The organism is Aeromonas sp. INTO2, assembly GCF_049860605.1.
Classification (GTDB): domain Bacteria; phylum Pseudomonadota; class Gammaproteobacteria; order Enterobacterales; family Aeromonadaceae; genus Aeromonas; species Aeromonas caviae.
Genome location: NZ_CP187588.1, coordinates 369,280 through 388,107, shown reverse-complemented (window position 1 = coordinate 388,107; position 18,828 = coordinate 369,280). Strand labels below are relative to the sequence as shown.

Here is an 18,828-nt window from a genome sequence, read left to right as displayed (position 1 = left end):
AGGGCGTTTATCAGGGGAGCAATGTAGCACGAGATATCTGAACGAATCATCTCACCACAGGGGCAAGGACGCAGCGCGAAGGCCGGCTGTTGATTTGGGGCTGAAGAGCGCAAGATCGAGTCCTAGGCTTTTTGTCATCCAGCAAGCACACTGTTAGGTGACCAATACGGCGATCGCCAGGGGACAAGGATCCGTCCATGACAAACGCAAGTCTCAGTCGCAGACCCTTTTACGTATACATTGCCACCCTTTTCATCCTGCTCTTCTCCTTGCTGGGGGGCGCCCTCATCGTGCTGCAGTTCCAGCAGGGCATGCAGCAGGGGCTGGAGCACGAACGTCAGAGCTTCCAGCAATACCGGGAGCAGCTTGCCCTCGCCATCAAGCTGAACCAGCGACCGGCCCGCATGTCCCTGAATCTGCTGCGCAGCGGCCAGCTGTCCGCCATGACAGGGCTGGAGACGCGGCTAGCCTTCCTGCCCCAGCTGGCAGAAGTACTGGCCAACAGTACCAGTTACGGCGCCATCTATGCCGGTTACGAGGACGGCGATTTCTTTCTGGTACGCAAGCTGACCGAACGGGCGAGAGGGGCGTTGGAGGCGCCTCCGCCCGAGAGCCGCCTGCTGGTCCAGAGCCTGCATCAGGGACAGGGAGAGTTCCTCTATTTCGACCAGCGGCTGCGGCTGCTGGAGCGGCGCCCCATGCCGGATTACCGTTTCGATCCGCGAGATCGGGGCTGGTACAAGGAGGCGCGCTGGAACACCGGCATCATAGTGACCCACCCCTACCTCTTCTTCACTACCCGGGAGCCAGGCATGACACTGGCGGTGGAGAGCGACGATCGCCGGGCGGTGATCGGACTCGATGCGGGCATGGAGGGGCTCTCTTCCCTCATCGGCGAGTTGCCCCTGCCCGGTCACAGCCAGTTGGTGCTGTTTGACGAGGTCGGGACCCTGCTGGCCACGGATCCCGAGCGCCTCCCAAGCTTCGAGCAACTGAGCCGCCTGCCCATGCTGTCGGCCCTCAATCACCCCATTCTCACCAGGCTGCAACAGGAGATGGCTGCGCGGCCTACCCTGCTGCATCACCCCGCCGAGCTGACCCTGGCAACGGTTCAGAGTCAGGAGTGGCTGGTCAACCTCTCCTCCCTCGGGGAAGAGTCCCCGTTTTATCTCGCCCTCCTGGTGCCCACCGAGGTGCTCACCGCCCCGGCGCGCCAGGATGCGCTGCACAATCTCGCCTGGGCCCTTGCCGGTCTGCTGCTCCTGCTGCCCGTCATCTGGCTGGCTGCCCGGCGCACTGCCGCCCCCTTGCTGGTATTGACCGGGGAGGCTGAGCGGATCCAGCACTTCGACTTTGGCGAAAGCCCGGGGCCGGATTCGGCAATCCGCGAAATTGACGACCTCGCCCGCGCCATGTCCAGCATGCGCCTGACCCTCGGCAATTTCATGAACATGGGCCGGGCGCTGGCGGCAGAGCATCGCTTCGATTCATTGCTCAGCCGCATCCTGCACGAGACGGTGGCGGCTGCCCAGGCCGAGGGCGGCTGCCTCTTCCTGACCCAGGAGAGCGAGATGCAGGCCGTTCACGCTATCTGGCAGGGGCAGCCGCTGGCGTGCGAACAGGTACAGTGGCAGGCGGCGCTGCTCGGTGGCCTCTACCACACGGAGCGCCTCTGCCTGCCCCTCGACGAGGCACAGTGGGCCCGCTACCTCAGCGACTGGGGCCCCTTCCCCGGTGCCTGCCAACTGCTGGTCGAACCCCTTCACAACCACCGTCAGGAGCTGATCGGCTGCCTGCTGCTGATCCTGCCAGACTGCTCGGCCCGCGAACTGGCCTCGCGCATCAGCCTCATCGAAGCGCTGGCGGGCACCTCCTCCTCCGCCATCGAAAACCAGCGCCTGCTGGAGGAGCAGAAGCAGCTGCTGGAAGCCTTCATCGAGCTCATCGCCGGTGCCATCGATGCCAAGAGCCCCTACACCGGCGGCCACTGCCAGCGGGTGCCGGAACTGGCCAGGATGCTGACCCAGGCTGCCTGCTCACAGCAGACGGGGCCCTTTGCCGATTTCCGGCTCAACGAAGAGGAGTGGGAGGCCATCCATATCGCGAGCTGGCTGCACGACTGCGGCAAGGTCACCACCCCGGAGTTCGTGGTGGACAAGGCGACCAAACTCGAGACCATTTACGACAGGATCCACGAGATCCGCACCCGCTTCGAGGTGCTCAAGCGGGATGCTCACATTGAGGCGCTCTGCGCCCTGCTGCCTCCATCCGGGCAGCAGGCCGCTCTCAAGGCTGTAACCCCCCTCTGGCACACCCTGGATCAGGAGTTCGCCTTCGTGGCCGAGTGCAATCTGGGGGGCGAGTGGATGGCGCCGGAGAAGCTCGCCAGGCTGGATACCATTGCCAGCCGCACCTGGTTGCGCACTCTGGACGATCGGCTCGGCATCAGTCAGGAGGAGCGCAAGCGCCACCAGGAGGCCCCCTCTCCCCTCCCCTGCCGAGAGTCGCTGCTCGCCGACAAGGCGGTCCATCTCATCCCTCGCCCCGAGCACGACAATCTCGCCCGACACAACCCATGGGGCTTCAAGGTGCGGGTGCCCACCCACCTCTACAACAGGGGGGAGCGCTACAACCTCGCCATCGGCCGCGGCACCCTCACCGAAGAGGAGCGCTACAAGATCAACGATCACATCATCCAGACCATCCGCATGCTGGAGAAGCTTCCTTTCCCCCGCCATTTGCGCAAGGTGCCGGAGATTGCGGGGGGCCATCACGAACGGATGGACGGCACGGGCTATCCGCGCCAGTTGCAAGGGGGACAGATGAGCATTCCAGCCCGCATCATGGCCATTGCAGACATCTTCGAGGCGCTGACGGCGAGCGATCGCCCCTACAAGTCAGGCAAGACGGTCTCCCAGTCCCTGGCCATCATGGTGAAGATGGTGCAGGAACAGCACATAGACCCGGCCCTGTTTGCCCTCTTCATCGAGAGCGGCATCTGGCGGGACTACGCCAGACGCTTCCTCGCCCCCGAGCAGCTGGACGAGGTAGAATGCCAGGCCCTGCTGGCAGGATCACACTGACCTTCCGCTGGCACTCGCCCATAAAAAAAACGGTCAACCTGGGTTGACCGTTTTTCGTTCCACTGCGCCCCTTAGAACAGCAGGTGCGCCACACCGGCAATCACCGGCAGGGTGACCAGGGTGCGCAGCAGGAAGATGACGAACAGCTCCCACAACTTGACCGGGATCTTGCTGCCCAGCAACAGAGCGCCCACTTCCGACATGTAGATGAGCTGAGTGACCGACATGGCGGCGATCACGAAGCGGGTGATGTCGCTCTCGATGGTGGAGGCCAGCACCGCCGGGATGAACATGTCGGCGAAGCCCACCATGATGGTCTTGGAAGCGGCTTCCGCCTCCGGCAGTTGCAGCAGCTCGAGCAAAGGCACGAAGGGCGCCCCCAGCCAGTTGAACACTGGGGTGTACTCCGCCAGCATCAGGGCACAGGTCCCGACGGCCATCACCACCGGCAGCACGCCAAATACCATGTCCAGGGCGTTTTTCACCCCTTCACGCGCCACGGCGCCGAGATCCGTCATGCTGTCGGCCTTGGTCAGGGCACGATGGTAGCCGTAGCTCAGCACGCTGTGCTGATGGGGGATGGCCTCCTGCTTGCGGCACAGGGGAGTACCGTCGCTGTAGACATCCTTCTTCCAGGAGAGCGGCGGCAGGCGCGGTACCACGATGGCGGCCACCACACCGGCCAGGCAGACGGTCAGGTAGAAGGGGACGAACATGTGCTCCAGCTTCACCTGGGAGATCACCACCAGACAGAAGGTGATGGAGACGGCGGAGAAGGTGGTACCGATGACGGCCGCTTCCCGCTGGGTGTAAAACTTGCCTTCATACTGCTTGCTGGTCAGCAGGATCCCGACGCTGCCATCACCGAGCCAGGAGGCGAAACAGTCCACCGCAGAACGACCCGGCAGACGGAACACCGGACGCATGATGCGGGTCATCATGGTACCGACAAACTCCAGCAGACCAAAATCCAGCAGCAAGGGCAGCAGCAGGCCCGCAAAGATGAAGACGGAGAACAGTACCGGCAACAGATCATGCAGCACCAGGCCGCCGGTCGCCCCTGAGCGCAGCACCTCGGGACCGGCTTCAAAGAAGGTCAACAGCACGAAGACCCCGCCCAGCACCCGCACGCACGCCCAGAAGGGGGAGACGTTGAACAGGCTGTTGAGGAAGGGGCGTTTTACCAGGATCGCCGGTTTGAACAGCCAGGCGATCAGGGTCATCAGCATGGTGGTGGTGATGATGGCGCTGACCATGGCCACCAGATGATCGGCAAACACCGTTTGAACCAGCTTCGCCAGCACGGCGACGGGAATGGTGACATTGCCGTCATAGATGACCGGGGTCATGAACAGCAGGATCCCGATCAGTGACGGGATCAAAAACATCAGCACGTTGCGGCGAGTACGGATTGCCGGTGCTTCCAGGGTCTTTTCCAACATATAAACAGCCTTAAATGTGACTTTTCCTTCAGCCGGGCCGCCTGCATACTCATGCCCTCGCCCGGAAAACGGGCGCAAGAATAACCCAAAAAACTGCACAAACAAGCTGTTAATTGATCATTTCAAGCATAAATATTTTATCAGGCGAACCATCCATAAGAACAAACCAAAACAGTCATGCATATCGATTCAACTTGAATGGTTAGCATAATGTTTCATACAGGTTACATTCAGGTGCGCAGTATAATCCGCAGCCATTGTCAGGCAATAAGAGACATGAAAAATATATCTATAGGGTGATCCCGTCGATCCTCCCATAAAAAAACCGGAGCCTGTCTGGCTCCGGTCTTGTCACGAGAGAGAGGCTCAGTCGCGGACGTAGATCACTTCGACCCCGTCGTCGTCCTCATCGTCCCAGTCATCGTCATCCAGGCTGTCATCAAAGGCCTTTGAAGCCGCCAGGGCGTCGGCTTCCGCCTTGGCAAGCTGGTTCTTGTGGTAGTCGTCCCACTTGAACTCCACCTTCTCGATGGCGTCTCTGGCATCCTCCGCCAGCTGACGGGGCATGGTGTCCAGCAGATCCAGGATGTCGTAGCACACCTTCTTGGTGCCTTCCTTGCTGATGGCGGTGATGGCGTAGACCGGACCTTCGTGGTTGAGGGCTGCCTTGACTCTGTCCATCACTTCCTGAGCCTCTTCTTCCAGGATCAGGTCCATCTTGTTGAAGACCAGCCAGCGCGGCTTGCCCGCCAGCTCGGGGCTGTATTTTTCCAGCTCCCGGACGATGGTCACGGCGTTCTCGGCAGGATCGGAGCCATCCACCGGGCAGATGTCCACCAGGTGGATCAGGACGCGGCAACGCTCCAGGTGCTTGAGGAAGCGGATCCCCAGGCCTGCACCCTCGGCAGCCCCTTCGATGAGGCCGGGAATGTCTGCAATGACGAAGGAGCGGGAGTTCTCGCCACGTACCACACCCAGGTTCGGTACCAGGGTGGTGAAGGGGTAGTCTGCCACTTTCGGACGGGCCGCAGAAACGGCGCGAATGAAGGTGGACTTGCCTGCGTTGGGCAGACCCAGCATGCCGACATCCGCCAGCAGCAGCAGCTCCAGCCTCAGGGTACGCACTTCACCCGGGGTGCCGTTGCTCTTCTGGCGCGGCGCCCGGTTGACCGAGCTCTTGAAGCGGGTGTTGCCAAGGCCGTGGAAGCCGCCCTTGGCAACCAGCAGCTTCTGATCGTGACTGGTCAAATCCCCCAGCAGTTCGCCGGTGTCTTCATCGGTGGCGCGGGTGCCGACCGGTACTCGCAGGATCTTGTCCTTGCCGCGACGACCGGTACAGTTGGCACTCTGGCCGTTCTCGCCACGCTCGGCGGCGTGGAAGCGCTCGAAACGGTAGTCGATCAGGGTGTTCAGGTTTTCATCGGCCACCAGATACACGTCGCCACCATCACCGCCGTCACCGCCGTCCGGGCCGCCGTTCGGGATGTACTTCTCGCGGCGGAAGCTCACACAACCGTTACCACCGTCACCGGCATCGACTCGAATCTGGACTTCATCAACAAACTTCATAGGTAACCGTCACCTTAATTCGAAAAACCGATACGCAATTATAGTGATACGGGCCCCTTCGGGCGAGGCGCATCTGGCCGATGAGGGCTGTCAGCGCCGGCTCATCCGCGTGCCGTTTTTTCGTCAAACTCATCAGAAAAACAAAAGCCCCGCCAGGTTGGCGGGGCTTCGGATCCTTGCGGTCCGTAATTACTCAGCAACGATGCTGACGTACTTACGATTCTGCGGACCTTTAACTTCGAACTGCACTTTACCGTTCGCGGTAGCGAACAGAGTGTGGTCCTTGCCCAGACCAACGTTCTCACCAGCGTGGAACTTGGTGCCGCGCTGACGAACGATGATGCTGCCAGCCAGAACTGTTTCGCCGCCGAAACGCTTCACGCCCAGGCGTTTAGCTTCAGAATCGCGACCGTTGCGGGATGAACCGCCAGCTTTTTTGTGTGCCATCTATCGGACTCCTCTAATTAAGCGCTGATGCCAGTGATTTTGACTTCAGTGAACCACTGACGGTGGCCCGCTTGCTTACGGTGGTGCTTACGACGACGGAACTTGACGATAGTCACTTTCTCGCCACGGCCGTGAGCCACAACTTCAGCCACAACCTTGCCACCTTCAACGAAAGGAGCACCTACTTTGAAAGTGTCGCCTGCAGCAACCATCAGCACTTCGTTGAAGTCGATGGTAGCGCCAGTCTCAACGTTCAGCTTTTCCAGACGAACGATTTGACCTTCGGCCACACGGTGTTGTTTTCCGCCGCTTTGGAATACCGCGTACATTTGATTAACTCCGTAAAGGCGTGTCTTTTGCTCAAGGCCAGACACGCACAAAAACCTATAACAATGGGCGGGCATTCTACGCAGAACGATTTGCCGAGGCAAGGCCAATTTAGCAAAAAGTTTATTTTGTGCGCATATCTGCCCCCGTGAATAAACGCCTAACTGTAACCCATTGTGAAATCGTGTAGAATCCCCGCCATTGCTAAAAACGCAGTAAATGCTGCCGTCACGTTACGAGACTTATGGACCAACAGACTATCCGTGCGCTCTGTGCCGCCGACATGACGGCGGTCAATGAACTGATCCTGGCGAGACTCCAGTCCGATGTCAGCCTGATCAACCAGCTGGGTTTCTATATTGTCAGTGCAGGCGGAAAACGGATGCGCCCCATGCTGACCGTGATGGCCGCACGCGCACTGGGCTATGAGGGTGAAGATCACCTGAAACTGGCCGCCATCATCGAGTTCATTCACACCTCCACCCTGCTGCACGACGACGTGGTCGACGAATCCGACCTGCGCCGCGGCCGGGAAACCGCCAACGCCCTGTTTGGCAACGCCGCCAGCGTCTTGGTGGGTGACTACCTCTACAGCCGCTCCTTCCAGATGATGAGCGAACTCTCCAACCTGAAGGTGATGGAGATCCTCTCCGATGCCACCAACACCATCGCCGAAGGGGAAGTGTTGCAGCTGATGAACTGCAACGATCCGGATACCACGGAAGAGAGCTACATGACGGTCATCTACTGCAAGACCGCCAAGCTGTTTGAAGCCGCGACCCGACTCGCCGCCGTGCTGACCCATCAGCCCGAGCCCGTCGAGCAGGCCATGACCGACTACGGCAAGTACCTGGGTACCGCGTTCCAGATCATCGACGACGTGATGGACTACTGCTCCCAGAGCGAGGAGATGGGCAAGAACGTGGGTGACGATCTGGCCGAAGGCAAGCCGACCATGCCGCTGTTGCGCGCCATGGAAGTGGGTACCCCGGAAGAGCGTCAACTGGTGCGCGATGCCATCGAGCACCGCAACGGTATGGATCACCTGGAGCGTATTCTGGGCATCCTGGATCGCACCGGAGCTCTCGAATACTCCCGCCAGCGAGCTCGGGAAGAGGCTGACAAGGCCATCGCCGCCCTCGCCATCCTGCCGGACTCCCGGCACAAGCAAGCGCTGGAGACCCTGGCCCACATGGCGGTGCAGCGCAGCGCCTGATGCCAGCCGGCGGACAATAAAAATGAGGCCCTCTGGCCTCTTTTTTATTGTCCGAATTCCCCGTGCCACTGTCGTATCAACACAGGCTCTAACGGGCCAACGCCCACAAGATGACGCCACCTGCCACCACCAGACAGCCGCCGATGCGGCGCAGCTGTTCCGGCGGCAACTCCCCGAGCAGGCGCAGCATCTGCTGCCATGCCCTGGGAGCGAGCAAGGGCCCCAATCCTTCGAAGAGCAGCAGCAACCCCAGCCCCATCAACATGGATGTCAGCATCACCTCTCCCTATCCCTGTTCCCCTGCCGGTCTGTGGCCGGCAAACAAAAGGGCCTGAATCATCAGGCCCTTGGGTCATATCAACACATGTTTACTGCTTGTTGCCGTGCGGCGACTTGAGGTAGCGGAAGAACTCGCTGTCCGGTTTCAGGACCATGAGGTCGTTGCCACCGGCGAAGCTCTTGCGATAGGCCTCCATGCTGCGCACGAAACTGAAGAACTCCGGGTCCTTCTTGTAGCTGTCGGCATAGATCCTGGCGGCTTCGGCATCCCCTTCACCACGCAGTTGACGGGCATTACTCTCGGCGTCGGCGATCATCACGGTCACCTTGCGGTCGATGTCGGCACGCAGGATCTCGGCCTGCTCGCGACCCTGTGAACGGTGTTCACGGGCAACCGCAGTCCGCTCGGCACGCATCCGCTGATAGATGGAGCTGGAAACTTCCACCGGCAGGTTGATCTGCTTGATGCGCACATCCACCACCTTGATGCCGAGCTCGGAGGAGCGCGCCATCTTCATCAGGGCATCTTCCATCACGGTACTGCGCTCGCCGGAGACGATGTCCTTGATGGTGCGGTTACCGATCTCGGAACGCAGGCCGTTGTTGATCTTGCGCTTGAGCAGGTCTTCAGCCTGGATCTTGTTGCCACCACCGGTCGCCAGGTAGTACTTGGAGAAGTCCTCGATCTTCCACTTCACGTAGGAGTCGATGATGAGATCCTTCTTCTCGGACGTAACGAAGCGATCCGCCTGGCCTTCCAGGGTCTGGATGCGGGCATCCATCTTGCGTACCTGGTCGATGAGCGGCACCTTGAAGTGCAGGCCCGGCTCGTACAGGCGCGGTTCACCAGAGTCGACCCGTTTCACCTTGCCAAACTGCACCACGATCCCCTTCTGTCCTTCATCGACGATGAAGATGGAAGAGAAGCAGACCATGGCGGCCACAGCGATGACACCAATAGCTAGCTTTTTCATCTATCAGTTTCTCCCTGTGCTGAAACGATCACCGCCACGCAGCGGGGTCGGAGTGGAGTTGGCCCCTTCGTTGGACGGCTGGGCCGCCTCGACTGCTGGGGTGCCCGCAGGACGTGCCGGTTGCACGGCATTCGCCTTGCCAGAGAGCTTGTCGAGCGGCAGGTAGATCATGCTGTTGTTGCCAGCCGGCATGTCGACCACCATCTTGTTGGCCTGCTGATAGAGCTCTTCCATGGTTTCCAGGTAGATACGATCACGGGTCAGCTCGGGCGCGGCCTGATACTGGGGCAGCAGCTCGTTGAAGCGAGCGACTTCACCCTTGGCCTTCAACACGATCTGGGACTTGTAGGCTTCGGCCTCCTGCTCCAGACGTTTGACCTGGCCACGAGCCTTGGGCTCCACTTCACGGGCATAGGCTTCCGCTTCACGGATGAAACGCTGCTCATCTTCCTGGGCGGAAATGGCGTCATCAAACGCATCCTTCACCTCTTCCGGCGGACGCGCCGGCAGGAAGTTGACGTCCACGATCTGCAGACCCATCTGATAGGGCTCGATGATGCTGTCGATCACCTGCCAGGTTTCCTGACGCACCTTCTCACGACCCGTGGTCAGCACATCATCCATCCGGGTGTGACCCACCACGTAGCGCAGGGCGCTGTCGGTGGCCTGGCTCAGGCTCTCGTCGGCGTTGGTCACGCTGAACAGGTACTGCTCGGGATCGACCACGCGATACTGCACGTCCATCTCGACCCGCACCACGTTTTCATCCTGGGTCAGCATGAAACCGGACGCCGGCAGGGAACGGACAGACTCCACGTCCACCGGGATCACCCGGTCGATGAAGGTCGGTTTCCAGCGCAGGCCGGGATCCACGTTGTGGGAGTATTCGCCAAAGCGCAGCACCACGCCTCGCTCGGCTTCGCGAATGGTGTAGAAGCCGCTGACGACCCACACCACCACGGCCACCACCAAGGCGATGGAGAGGCCGAACTTGCCGACGTCACCACCACCGGATTTGCCACCACCGAGCAGACCGCCAAAACGACGGCTCACCTTGCGAAGCATCTCGTCCAGATCAGGGGGGCCCTGATTCTTGCCGTTGTTCCCCCAGGGGTCACGGTCTTTGCCATTGTTACCAGGCTCATTCCAAGCCATCAGCGTCTCCATTAATACATGCGGATGGATATCATCTCTATCGGGCCACAGAGGGGCGATGAAGTCAGCAAACCATTTATGTTCATCGACCCATCAATGCCTGATAAAGCGTTGTAAACTCTCACCTTCTTGTTTCATGAGGCGGTTCCAGTCAGCCAGTTGCAGGCGTACTTCCAGCACAAAGTCCCCCTCCTCGCTGAAACCTTCCTGCTCGATACCTTTCAGCCGATAGAGCGCACTGCGCAGTCTGGCGGCGGAAGGGGGCAGTTGCAGGGTGTGATGCACCATGGAGCCGGCCAGCAGTTCGGTCAGTGCCTGGAACAGGTATTCACTACCCTCGCCAGTCTGGGCCGACAACCAGACTCGCACCGGTCGTCCAGCCTCATCCCGTTCAAGACCAGCCGGACGATCCCCCAGCTTGTCGATCTTGTTGCAGATCATCAGTTGGGGACGGTCATCCGCCTCGATCTCGGCCAGCACACGCTGGACCGACTCGATATTCTCCTGCATCTGTTCATCGGCACAGTCCACCACGTGCAGCAGCAGGTCCGCTTCGCGAGTCTCCTGCAGGGTCGCCTTGAAGGCCGCGACCAGATCATGGGGCAAGTGCCGAATAAATCCAACTGTATCCGCCAGGATCACATCACCCACATCCTGAATCACCAATTTACGCAGGGTGGGGTCCAGGGTTGCGAACAATTGGTCGGCAGCATACACGCTGGCATCTGTAAGTTGGTTGAACAAAGTGGATTTTCCGGCGTTGGTATACCCCACCAGAGAAACGGTCGGCACTTCGTTGCGGTTGCGGGCACGGCGCCCCTGCTCCCGCTGCTTGGCCACCTTGTCGAGGCGGCGCAAAATGGCCTTGATGCGCTCACGCAGCAGGCGTCGGTCGGTTTCAAGCTGGGTTTCACCCGGGCCGCGCAGACCGATCCCCCCCTTTTGTCGCTCAAGGTGGGTCCAGCCTCGCACCAGACGAGTGGAAAGATGGCGCAACTGGGCCAGTTCGACCTGCAACTTGCCTTCGTGAGTGCGGGCGCGCTGGGCGAAGATATCGAGGATAAGGCCAGTCCTGTCCACGACCCGGCACTGGAACAGACGCTCCAGGTTGCGCTCCTGGGCAGGGGTCAGGGCATGGTTGAAGATGACCACGTCGGCGTCCAGCATCTGGACCTGGGACGCGATCTCTTCCGCCTTGCCGCTGCCGACAAAAAATTTGGCGCTGGGTGCGCTGCGACTGGTGGTGATCACCCCCAGTGCATTGACCCCGGCCGAGCTCACCAGCATCTTGAGCTCGTCCAGATCCTCCCGCTCGCCCTCATCGCTGAAGTTGACATGTACCAGAACGGCCTGTTCACCAGCTTCGTAACGGTCAAACAAGCGCTTGCTCCTTGACAGGTATCATGATGGATCTGAGTTGGCGAGTGAACTCGCCGCAGGATATCACGCCTCGGCTTCACCCTGCTCTTCACCGGCGGCGCCCGGGGCGTGCTGGTGATGGTTGACGGCACGGGCCGGCACCACGGTGGAAATGGCGTGCTTGTAGACCATCTGGCTCACGGTGTTCTTCAGCAGAATGACAAACTGGTCAAACGATTCGATCTGACCCTGCAGTTTGATGCCGTTCACCAAATAGATAGAAACAGGAATACGCTCACGGCGCAGCGCATTCAAAAACGGGTCTTGGAGAGATTGCCCCTTAGCCATCTTTCTTTTCCTTATAGTTTGTTGTTTTTAAACACCGGATATTCAATATAACAACCTGATTATACAGGAGTGTCAAGCCGGACCAGCTTGGGCGACGACCCTGGCCAGATTGCCAGACTCACCAGATTCCAACCAGGTCACATCAGGCCAACCGCGCAACCAGGTCATCTGACGCTTGGCCAACTGGCGGGTGGCAACAATGCCGCGATAACGCATCTCATCATACTCCACTTCCCCCGCCAGGTAGTCCCACATTTGGCGGTATCCCACGCAGCGAATGGAGGGAAGATCCGGGGTGAGATCCCCCCGCTCGTAAAGCGCCCTCACCTCCTGCTCGAAGCCGCTGCCCAGCATCTTGTCAAACCGCTGCTCGATGCGCTGGTGCAGCACGGCCCGATCCCTCGGCGCGATGGCAAACTGCAGCGCCCGGTAGGGCAGCCCCTCTCCCTGTACCTGGGTCAGCTCGGTGAGGGTCTTGCCGCTGATGCGGTAAACCTCGAGCGCCCGGCACAGGCGCTGGGGATCGTTGGGGTGGATGCGGGCACCGGCCACCGGGTCGATGCGCACCAGCTCGTCGTGCAGCGCCTGCCAGCCGAGGCGGGCAGCCTCTTCCTCGATGCCGGCCCGAATGGCGGGATCGGCGGAAGGCAGTGGAGAGAGCCCCTCCAGCAGCGCCTTGAAATAGAGCATGGTGCCACCCACCAGCAGCGGAATGCGGCCACGGTCGGCGATCTCTTTCATCTCCCGCAGGGCATCCTTGCAAAAATCCGCCGCCGAATAGCTCATGGCGGGATCCAGGATGTCGATGAGCCGGTGCGGGGCCTGCGCCAGCTCGGCTGGCGTCGGCTTGGCGGTGCCTATGTCCATGCCGCGATAGATGAGCGCGGAGTCCACGCTGATGATGTCGCAGGGCAGGGCCTGGCACAGTTCAATGGCGAGATCCGTCTTGCCGGAGGCCGTCGGCCCCATCAGAAAAATTGCAGTCGGCAAGTCAGCCACGTTAAACACTCCCTTCGGCCGCCCCTTCACGGGCGAGCCAGCATAAAACTGGTCATATGGATGCAACAGACGACGAGACGCCGTCAGTTGCCATCGGCAAACTCGGCCAGCACGTTCGCCAGCGGCAACGGGCGCACCATGCGAACGTCTGCCAGTTGGTCACTGAAATCGGCAACAAGTTCCGTCAACAACCGGGTGGCAGTGGCAAAATCGTATATTTTTTCGGCACTTATGCCTTGTTCCACCAACCACTGGCATAGTACCCCAGCCTGTGCGTCGGCATCACTGTCAGATCCACTCTCGACCAGCTGCAACAATTCGGGTAAGAGACGGGCCAGATCGGTCTGGCGCAGCAGGGCAGGCACCCGAGTCAGGATCATGGTGTCGCGTCCCCCGCTTTTCAACTCCAGCCCCATGCGTTTGAGCAGGCGTTCCCGCTCCTCCACCAGGGCGACCAGGTTTTTCGGCAGCTTGAAGGAGACCGGCAGCAACAGAGGCTGGGCCGCCAGCCCCTGGCCCCAGGCATCCAGCAGCCAGTGGCGCAACAACAGACGCTCGGCACGCACCAGGGAGAGCAGCGCCAGCTGCCCCTGACGCTCCATCAGCAGATAGGCTTGCTCGACCAGGCTCAGGGCACGCCAATCCCCCGTTCGGGCTGGCGTCTCGACGGCACCGCTCTCGGCTCCGGGCCGGGATGCCGGCGTCGCCACCTCGGGCAGGGTGGTGAGCAAGGCCCCCATGCCTCGCATCGCGGCCCGGCTCGGGGGCTCGGGAGGCTGGTAGTGTCCTCCCCTGCCACCACCGCCTTCCCGCACGCCGTCGCCATCTCGCGCAGGGGCAGGAGCCCGATAGCCGTGTTCGGCACCGTACCACTCGGTGCGCGGCGCCTGACCCGGATAGGTGATCTCCGGGCTGCCCGGCAGCTCGACCTGGGTCTCGGCCAGGGGGGCATCGGTGGCGCTCCCTGCCCCGTCCTGGCGCAGGGCGGTAAACAGCGCCTGGAAGATGAAATCGTGGATGAGACGCGCCTGATGGAAACGCACTTCGTGCTTGGCCGGATGGACGTTGACGTCCACCTGGCGGGGATCCAGCTCGATATAAAGCACATAGGCCGCGAAGCGATCGGCGGGCAGCAGCTCGTCATAGGCCTGGCGAATGGCGTGATTGATGAGCTTGTCCCGCATCATGCGGCCATTGACATAGGTGTATTGCAGGTCGTTCTGCGGCCTGGCTCCTGCCGGGGTGGCCAGCCAGCCCCACAACCGCACGTCGCTGTGTTCGCTCGATACCGCCAGGGCATGGTGCATGAAGGGGGAGCCGCAGACGGCGGCGAGGCGGCGCTCCTGCTCCGCCACCGTGTTGGCCGCCTTGTACTGGCGCACCACCTTGCCGTTGTGACGCAGGATCAGGGTGGCGTCGAAGCGGGAGAGCGCGATGCGGCGCACCAGTTCGTCGATGTGGGCAAATTCGGTCTTTTCGCTGCGCATGAACTTGCGCCGCGCCGGGGTGTTGAAGAAGAGATCCACCACCTCCACCGTGGTGCCCACCGGGTGGGCTGCCGGCTTGACGGTGACGCTCATCTCACGCCCTTCCGCCTGGGCCTGCCAGGCCTCGCTCTGCTCTGCCGTGCGGGAGGTGAAGGTGAGGCGGGAGACGGAGCTGATGGAGGCGAGCGCCTCCCCGCGAAAGCCCAGGCTGTTGATCCCTTCCAGATCGTCCAGGGTCGCCACCTTGGAGGTGGCGTGGCGCGACAGCGCCAGCACCAGCTCATCCCTGGCGACACCGCAGCCGTTGTCACGAATGCGGATAAGCTTGGCGCCTCCCTTGTCGATGTCGATCTCGACCCGGTCGGCGCCCGCATCCAGGCTGTTTTCCACCAGTTCCTTCACCACGGAGGAGGGCCGCTCCACGACCTCACCGGCAGCAATCTGGTTGGCCAGAATCGGCGGCAATATACGGATTGGCATCGCTTGCTCCTGCAGATGAAAAAGGGGAAGAGGTGGACCTGGCGCCATCAACGCTCACCGCCCCTCCCTGCCATCGGCAGAGAAGGGCAGCGTTCTTCAGCCCGCGCTATTTTCGCGGAATATAGAGCACCTGCCCTATCTGGATGTCCCGTGACTTGAGCTTGTTGATCTCCACCAGTCGCGCCTGACTCACCCCATGTTTCTCAGCGAGACGGGAGAGACTCTGGCCGCGGGTGACCACGTGGCGGATCATGTTGGACTTGTCGTTGCTCTGCACGCTGGCTACCGGCGCACTCGGCTCCTGGGCTGCGACCTTGTAAGGTTTGATCACGCCGGCACCGGAGGCGCTGCCGACGCTGCTGACCGGGGCGCCGCCCTCACCAACGCGATAGGGCTCGCTCGCCGGCATCCGGTTGGTCACGACCTGCTGCGTTGGCTGGGCAACCGGCTTGCTGACGGCGACCGGCTTGCTGGCAGGCGCCTGACGCGGCGGGGCGGCAACCTGGCCCTTGCCGGTGAGCATGGGCCCCTTGGTCGGATGGCTGCGGTAATAGTTGCGGATCCCCTCGAAGATGGCCCGGGCCAGCTGATCCTGATAGCTGGCGGTGGCCAGCAGCTTCTCCTCGGCGTGGTTCGAGATAAAGCCCGTCTCCACCAGTACCGAGGGGATGTCCGGCGCCTTCAGCACCGCCAGACTCGCATGTTCCGGCGCCTTCTTGTGCAATCTGGCCACCCGGCCGAGCGAGCGCAGGATCTGGCGGCTGACGTCATAGCCTTCGGCCCTGGACTTGTCCATGGAGAGATCCAGGAAGGTCTGCGCCAGATAGGGGTTGGGATCAGACTCGGCCAATACCTTGCCAACGCCCCCCAGCAGCTCCCCCTGCTTCTCCTGCTTCTCGAGCCAGCTACCCATCTCGCGGTTGGCGCGGTTGGTCGACAGCACCCAGACGGAGGCGCCGCGAGGAGTCGAGTTGTGGAAGCTGTCGGCATGCACCGACACCAGCAGGTCAGCCTTGGCCTTGCGGGCAATCTCGGAGCGTTTGTTGAGATCGACGAAGTAGTCGCCACGGCGGGTCAGCACGGCTCGCATGCCGGGTTCCCGGTCGATGAGGGCCGCCAGCTTCTGGGAGACCGCCAGGGTCACCCGCTTCTCGTAGGTGCGGAGCGGGCCGATGGAGCCCGGGTCTTCCCCACCGTGACCAGGATCGATGGCGATGACGATGGCCTTGCCCTGTCCCCCGACGGGAGCGGGCTGCGCCGCAGCGCTCCCCTTCTCTTCATAGGGAAGATCGATCACCAGACGATGGCCATAGGGACCTGCCGGCGCCAGCGGGAAGACCACCGGCTTGATGGCAGAGCCGAGATCCAGCACCAGTCGCAGGCCCCCCTTCTCCAGCGGCGTGCTCTCGCGGATCTTGCGCACCAGCTCGCTCTTGTTCTCGATGCGGGCCAGGTTGGTGGCGTTGCTCGCCCCTTTCAGGTCGATGACCAGACGGTTCGGACCGGTCAGGGTGAAGTAGTTGAAATTGGGGGCGCTGCTCATGTCGAGCACCACCCGGGTGTTGTCCGGTGATGGCCACACCCGCACACTCTTGAGCTGATTGGCCCAGGTGGGCAATGCCATCAAGGAGAGAACAAAGACAAGGATCACGCGCACTGAGATGACAACCGTTCCAGAATGGCTTCGCCGATAGCAGTGCGGGCATCAATCTGCACCTCGCGCTGCTCGTTTGCATAACTCAGGGTGATCTCGAGATCCGGGGCTGGCAGCCAGCCGTCGCCCTTCTCTGGCCACTCCACCAGGCAGAGGGTATCGGCGGCGAAATAGTCGCGAATGCCCATGAACTCCAGCTCTTCCGGGTCCGCCAGTCGATAGAGATCGAAGTGATAGACCTGCCACTGGGCAAGCTCATAGGGCTCCACCAGGGTATAGGTCGGACTCTTGACCTTGCCCTCATGACCCAGTCCCTGCACCCAGCCTCGGGTCAGGGTGGTTTTGCCGGCCCCGAGGGCACCGTGCAGAAATACCGTGGTGGCCTGCTGGCACGCCTTTGCCAGACGGCCACCCAGCGCCACTGTTGCTGCCTCGTCCGGCAGTGTCATCATCAAGGTTTTTGCCATGTTCTTCTTGTTACTTGTTACTGTGTCGGATTGACCAGACGACGGATCCAGGGCAGCAGATCCGATGCCAGCATGCCCCTCTCACCCTCGGCAGCGGCCAGATCGGCGGCCTCTGCGTGGATCACGGCCCCGAGTCGGGTGGCCATGCCCGCAGACCAGCCCTGAGCCAGAAGGGCGGCGATTATACCAGACAAGAGGTCACCCATGCCGCCACTGGCCATGCCGGGGTTGCCTTCGTCGCACAGGGAAATGCGCCTGCCGTCGCAGATGAGCGACCCCGCCCCCTTGAGCAACACCACACCACCGTAGCGCTGTTGCAGTCGCGAGACGGCCGCAAACCTGTCCCCCTCGACCTCGGCGATGGAGCAACCCAGCAGGCGAGCCGCCTCCCCGGGGTGGGGCGTGAGCACCCAATTATCCTGATGACGGGGGGCCTGCGCCAGCCAATTCAATCCATCGGCGTCCAATACCAGTGGCACGGCGGCTCCGATGCCCTGTTCGAACCGGGCCCGGCCCCACCCATCCTGACCGAGCCCGGGGCCCAGTACCTGCACCGACGCCCACCCTTCATCCATGTCCGCCGGGCATCCCATCAGCTCGGGTTGAACCAGGCTGGCCGCCGGGCAATCCGGGTGCTGGCGCAGGCGTACCAATCCCGCCCCCGCCCGCAGACAGGCCTGACCCGCCAGCAGGATGGCTCCCTGCATGCCGAGGTTCCCCCCCGTCAGCAGTACCTTGCCGCTGTGTCCCTTGTGAGCCGAGCGCCTGCGCGGGGTCAGCAACCCCTTGAGGCTGGGATAATCGATCCGCTCGGCAGCGGGAACCCGTTCCTCCCCCGGCGTCACTCCCAGGGGATCCCGGTCGAGGTGGCCGACTCCGTCTACCCCGTCGGCGGTGAGCATGCCCTGCTTGATGCCGATGAAAGTGAGGGTGCGGGTGGCACGCACCAGTGCGCCCATGGCGCGGCCGGTGTCGGCATTGAGCCCGGAGGGGAGATCCACCGCCAGCACGGGCGCGTTCAAGCCATTGATTGTTGCGACGATCTTTGTCATTGACGAGGAGAGGGGAAGCTGGACGCCGGTACCGAGCAGTGCGTCTATGACCAGATCCGGCGGCGGCAGCGTGGCGGGCAGCAGATCCTCGGCCATGGTCACGCTCCCCCCCGATGCGAGCCACTCTTCGGCAGCCCGCCTGGCATCTCCCCTCAGCAGGCCGGGAGCCCGGGCGGCAATCACCAAAGGCTCGAGGCCGATGCGCCGGGCAAGGCGGGCCAGCACGTAGCCATCCCCACCGTTGTTGCCAGGGCCGACGAAGATCCACCACTGACGGCTGTCGGGCCAGTGGTGACAGGCATAGTTGCACAGCGCACTCCCGGCCCGCTCCATCAGCACATAGAGGGGCAACCCCTCCTGCTCGGCCCAGCGCCGTTCCATGCTGCGGATCTGCTCGGCCCGCCACAGGGGTTGTGCTAGACTCTCCCACTCATTTTTGCGGATAGCGTCCCCGAACACCTCTACCATGACGGCCCCCACGTTTCATCAT

Annotated in this window: 16 protein-coding genes; 2 read left to right on the top strand and 14 right to left on the bottom strand. The window is 61.8% G+C overall.

Going from position 1 to position 18,828, the window contains the following annotated elements; all coding sequences use genetic code 11:
* Window positions 1-197: 197 nt before the first annotated feature.
* Window positions 198-3,083, top strand: coding sequence for an HD domain-containing phosphohydrolase (locus ACPW74_RS01925; RefSeq protein WP_425858527.1), 2,886 nt, complete (start codon window positions 198-200; stop codon window positions 3,081-3,083).
* Window positions 3,084-3,154: 71 nt separating this feature from the next.
* On the opposite strand, the gene ACPW74_RS01920 is transcribed toward ACPW74_RS01925, so the two are convergent.
* The 4 genes from ACPW74_RS01920 to rplU form a co-directional block, all read right to left on the bottom strand.
* Window positions 3,155-4,525 carry a YjiH family protein gene (locus tag ACPW74_RS01920; protein ID WP_264787378.1) on the bottom strand — a complete coding sequence of 457 codons (1,371 nt, stop codon included), beginning with the start codon at window positions 4,523-4,525 and terminating at the stop codon, window positions 3,155-3,157.
* Between the two features lie 366 nt (window positions 4,526-4,891).
* The gene (cgtA, locus tag ACPW74_RS01915) at window positions 4,892-6,094 is read right to left on the bottom strand and encodes an Obg family GTPase CgtA (RefSeq protein WP_279981817.1); all 1,203 of its coding nucleotides are present in this window, start codon (window positions 6,092-6,094) and stop codon (window positions 4,892-4,894) included.
* 189 nt (window positions 6,095-6,283) lie between these two features.
* Complete coding sequence (gene rpmA, locus ACPW74_RS01910; protein WP_010673199.1) at window positions 6,284-6,541, bottom strand: 50S ribosomal protein L27; 258 nt, start codon at window positions 6,539-6,541, stop codon at window positions 6,284-6,286.
* A 17-nt stretch (window positions 6,542-6,558) separates the two neighbouring features.
* The gene (gene rplU, locus ACPW74_RS01905; RefSeq protein ID WP_005304210.1) at window positions 6,559-6,870 is read right to left on the bottom strand and encodes a 50S ribosomal protein L21; all 312 of its coding nucleotides are present in this window, start codon (window positions 6,868-6,870) and stop codon (window positions 6,559-6,561) included.
* A gap of 242 nt (window positions 6,871-7,112) precedes the next feature.
* Here rplU and ispB point away from each other — a divergent pair, with 242 nt between their 5' ends.
* Window positions 7,113-8,084, top strand: coding sequence for an octaprenyl diphosphate synthase (ispB, locus tag ACPW74_RS01900; protein WP_279981818.1), 972 nt, complete (start codon window positions 7,113-7,115; stop codon window positions 8,082-8,084).
* Between the two features lie 88 nt (window positions 8,085-8,172).
* Here the strand turns inward: ispB and ACPW74_RS01895 are convergent, their stop codons facing one another.
* The 10 genes from ACPW74_RS01895 to ACPW74_RS01850 form a co-directional block, all read right to left on the bottom strand.
* The gene (locus tag ACPW74_RS01895) at window positions 8,173-8,361 is read right to left on the bottom strand and encodes a DUF2065 domain-containing protein (RefSeq protein ID WP_010673197.1); all 189 of its coding nucleotides are present in this window, start codon (window positions 8,359-8,361) and stop codon (window positions 8,173-8,175) included.
* A 91-nt stretch (window positions 8,362-8,452) separates the two neighbouring features.
* Entirely contained in the window at window positions 8,453-9,337 is an 885-nt protein-coding gene (gene hflC, locus ACPW74_RS01890) for a protease modulator HflC (RefSeq protein ID WP_010673196.1), read from the bottom strand.
* A 3-nt stretch (window positions 9,338-9,340) separates the two neighbouring features.
* Complete coding sequence (gene hflK / locus ACPW74_RS01885) at window positions 9,341-10,492, bottom strand: FtsH protease activity modulator HflK (protein ID WP_279981819.1); 1,152 nt, start codon at window positions 10,490-10,492, stop codon at window positions 9,341-9,343.
* Between the two features lie 93 nt (window positions 10,493-10,585).
* Entirely contained in the window at window positions 10,586-11,872 is a 1,287-nt protein-coding gene (hflX, locus tag ACPW74_RS01880) for a ribosome rescue GTPase HflX (protein ID WP_010673194.1), read from the bottom strand.
* A gap of 63 nt (window positions 11,873-11,935) precedes the next feature.
* Entirely contained in the window at window positions 11,936-12,199 is a 264-nt protein-coding gene (hfq, locus tag ACPW74_RS01875; protein ID WP_011704864.1) for an RNA chaperone Hfq, read from the bottom strand.
* A gap of 72 nt (window positions 12,200-12,271) precedes the next feature.
* Window positions 12,272-13,189, bottom strand: a complete 918-nt coding sequence (miaA, locus tag ACPW74_RS01870) for a tRNA (adenosine(37)-N6)-dimethylallyltransferase MiaA (protein WP_080770083.1) — start codon at window positions 13,187-13,189, stop codon at window positions 12,272-12,274.
* Between the two features lie 92 nt (window positions 13,190-13,281).
* Window positions 13,282-15,165 (bottom strand): DNA mismatch repair endonuclease MutL, encoded by a 1,884-nt coding sequence (gene mutL / locus ACPW74_RS01865; RefSeq protein ID WP_134997938.1) that lies wholly within the window; start codon window positions 15,163-15,165, stop codon window positions 13,282-13,284.
* Window positions 15,166-15,271: 106 nt separating this feature from the next.
* Complete coding sequence (locus ACPW74_RS01860; RefSeq protein WP_425858526.1) at window positions 15,272-16,789, bottom strand: N-acetylmuramoyl-L-alanine amidase; 1,518 nt, start codon at window positions 16,787-16,789, stop codon at window positions 15,272-15,274.
* A 23-nt stretch (window positions 16,790-16,812) separates the two neighbouring features.
* The gene (tsaE, locus tag ACPW74_RS01855; RefSeq protein WP_029313846.1) at window positions 16,813-17,286 is read right to left on the bottom strand and encodes a tRNA (adenosine(37)-N6)-threonylcarbamoyltransferase complex ATPase subunit type 1 TsaE; all 474 of its coding nucleotides are present in this window, start codon (window positions 17,284-17,286) and stop codon (window positions 16,813-16,815) included.
* Between the two features lie 17 nt (window positions 17,287-17,303).
* The gene (locus ACPW74_RS01850) at window positions 17,304-18,806 is read right to left on the bottom strand and encodes an NAD(P)H-hydrate dehydratase (RefSeq protein ID WP_279981822.1); all 1,503 of its coding nucleotides are present in this window, start codon (window positions 18,804-18,806) and stop codon (window positions 17,304-17,306) included.
* Between the last annotated feature and the right edge of the window lie 22 nt (window positions 18,807-18,828).

Coding starts and splice junctions, on each gene's coding strand:
- hflC (WP_010673196.1), bottom strand. CDS start 9,337: ATGAAAAAGCTAGCTATTGGTGTCATCGCTGTGGCCGCCATGGTCTGC.
- rplU (WP_005304210.1), bottom strand. CDS start 6,870: ATGTACGCGGTATTCCAAAGCGGCGGAAAACAACACCGTGTGGCCGAA.
- cgtA (WP_279981817.1), bottom strand. CDS start 6,094: ATGAAGTTTGTTGATGAAGTCCAGATTCGAGTCGATGCCGGTGACGGT.
- ACPW74_RS01850 (WP_279981822.1), bottom strand. CDS start 18,806: ATGGTAGAGGTGTTCGGGGACGCTATCCGCAAAAATGAGTGGGAGAGT.
- hfq (WP_011704864.1), bottom strand. CDS start 12,199: ATGGCTAAGGGGCAATCTCTCCAAGACCCGTTTTTGAATGCGCTGCGC.
- ACPW74_RS01925 (WP_425858527.1), top strand. CDS start 198: ATGACAAACGCAAGTCTCAGTCGCAGACCCTTTTACGTATACATTGCC.
- ACPW74_RS01860 (WP_425858526.1), bottom strand. CDS start 16,789: ATGGCATTGCCCACCTGGGCCAATCAGCTCAAGAGTGTGCGGGTGTGG.
- ACPW74_RS01920 (WP_264787378.1), bottom strand. CDS start 4,525: ATGTTGGAAAAGACCCTGGAAGCACCGGCAATCCGTACTCGCCGCAAC.
- ispB (WP_279981818.1), top strand. CDS start 7,113: ATGGACCAACAGACTATCCGTGCGCTCTGTGCCGCCGACATGACGGCG.
- rpmA (WP_010673199.1), bottom strand. CDS start 6,541: ATGGCACACAAAAAAGCTGGCGGTTCATCCCGCAACGGTCGCGATTCT.
- ACPW74_RS01895 (WP_010673197.1), bottom strand. CDS start 8,361: ATGCTGACATCCATGTTGATGGGGCTGGGGTTGCTGCTGCTCTTCGAA.
- mutL (WP_134997938.1), bottom strand. CDS start 15,165: ATGCCAATCCGTATATTGCCGCCGATTCTGGCCAACCAGATTGCTGCC.
- tsaE (WP_029313846.1), bottom strand. CDS start 17,286: ATGGCAAAAACCTTGATGATGACACTGCCGGACGAGGCAGCAACAGTG.
- hflK (WP_279981819.1), bottom strand. CDS start 10,492: ATGGCTTGGAATGAGCCTGGTAACAATGGCAAAGACCGTGACCCCTGG.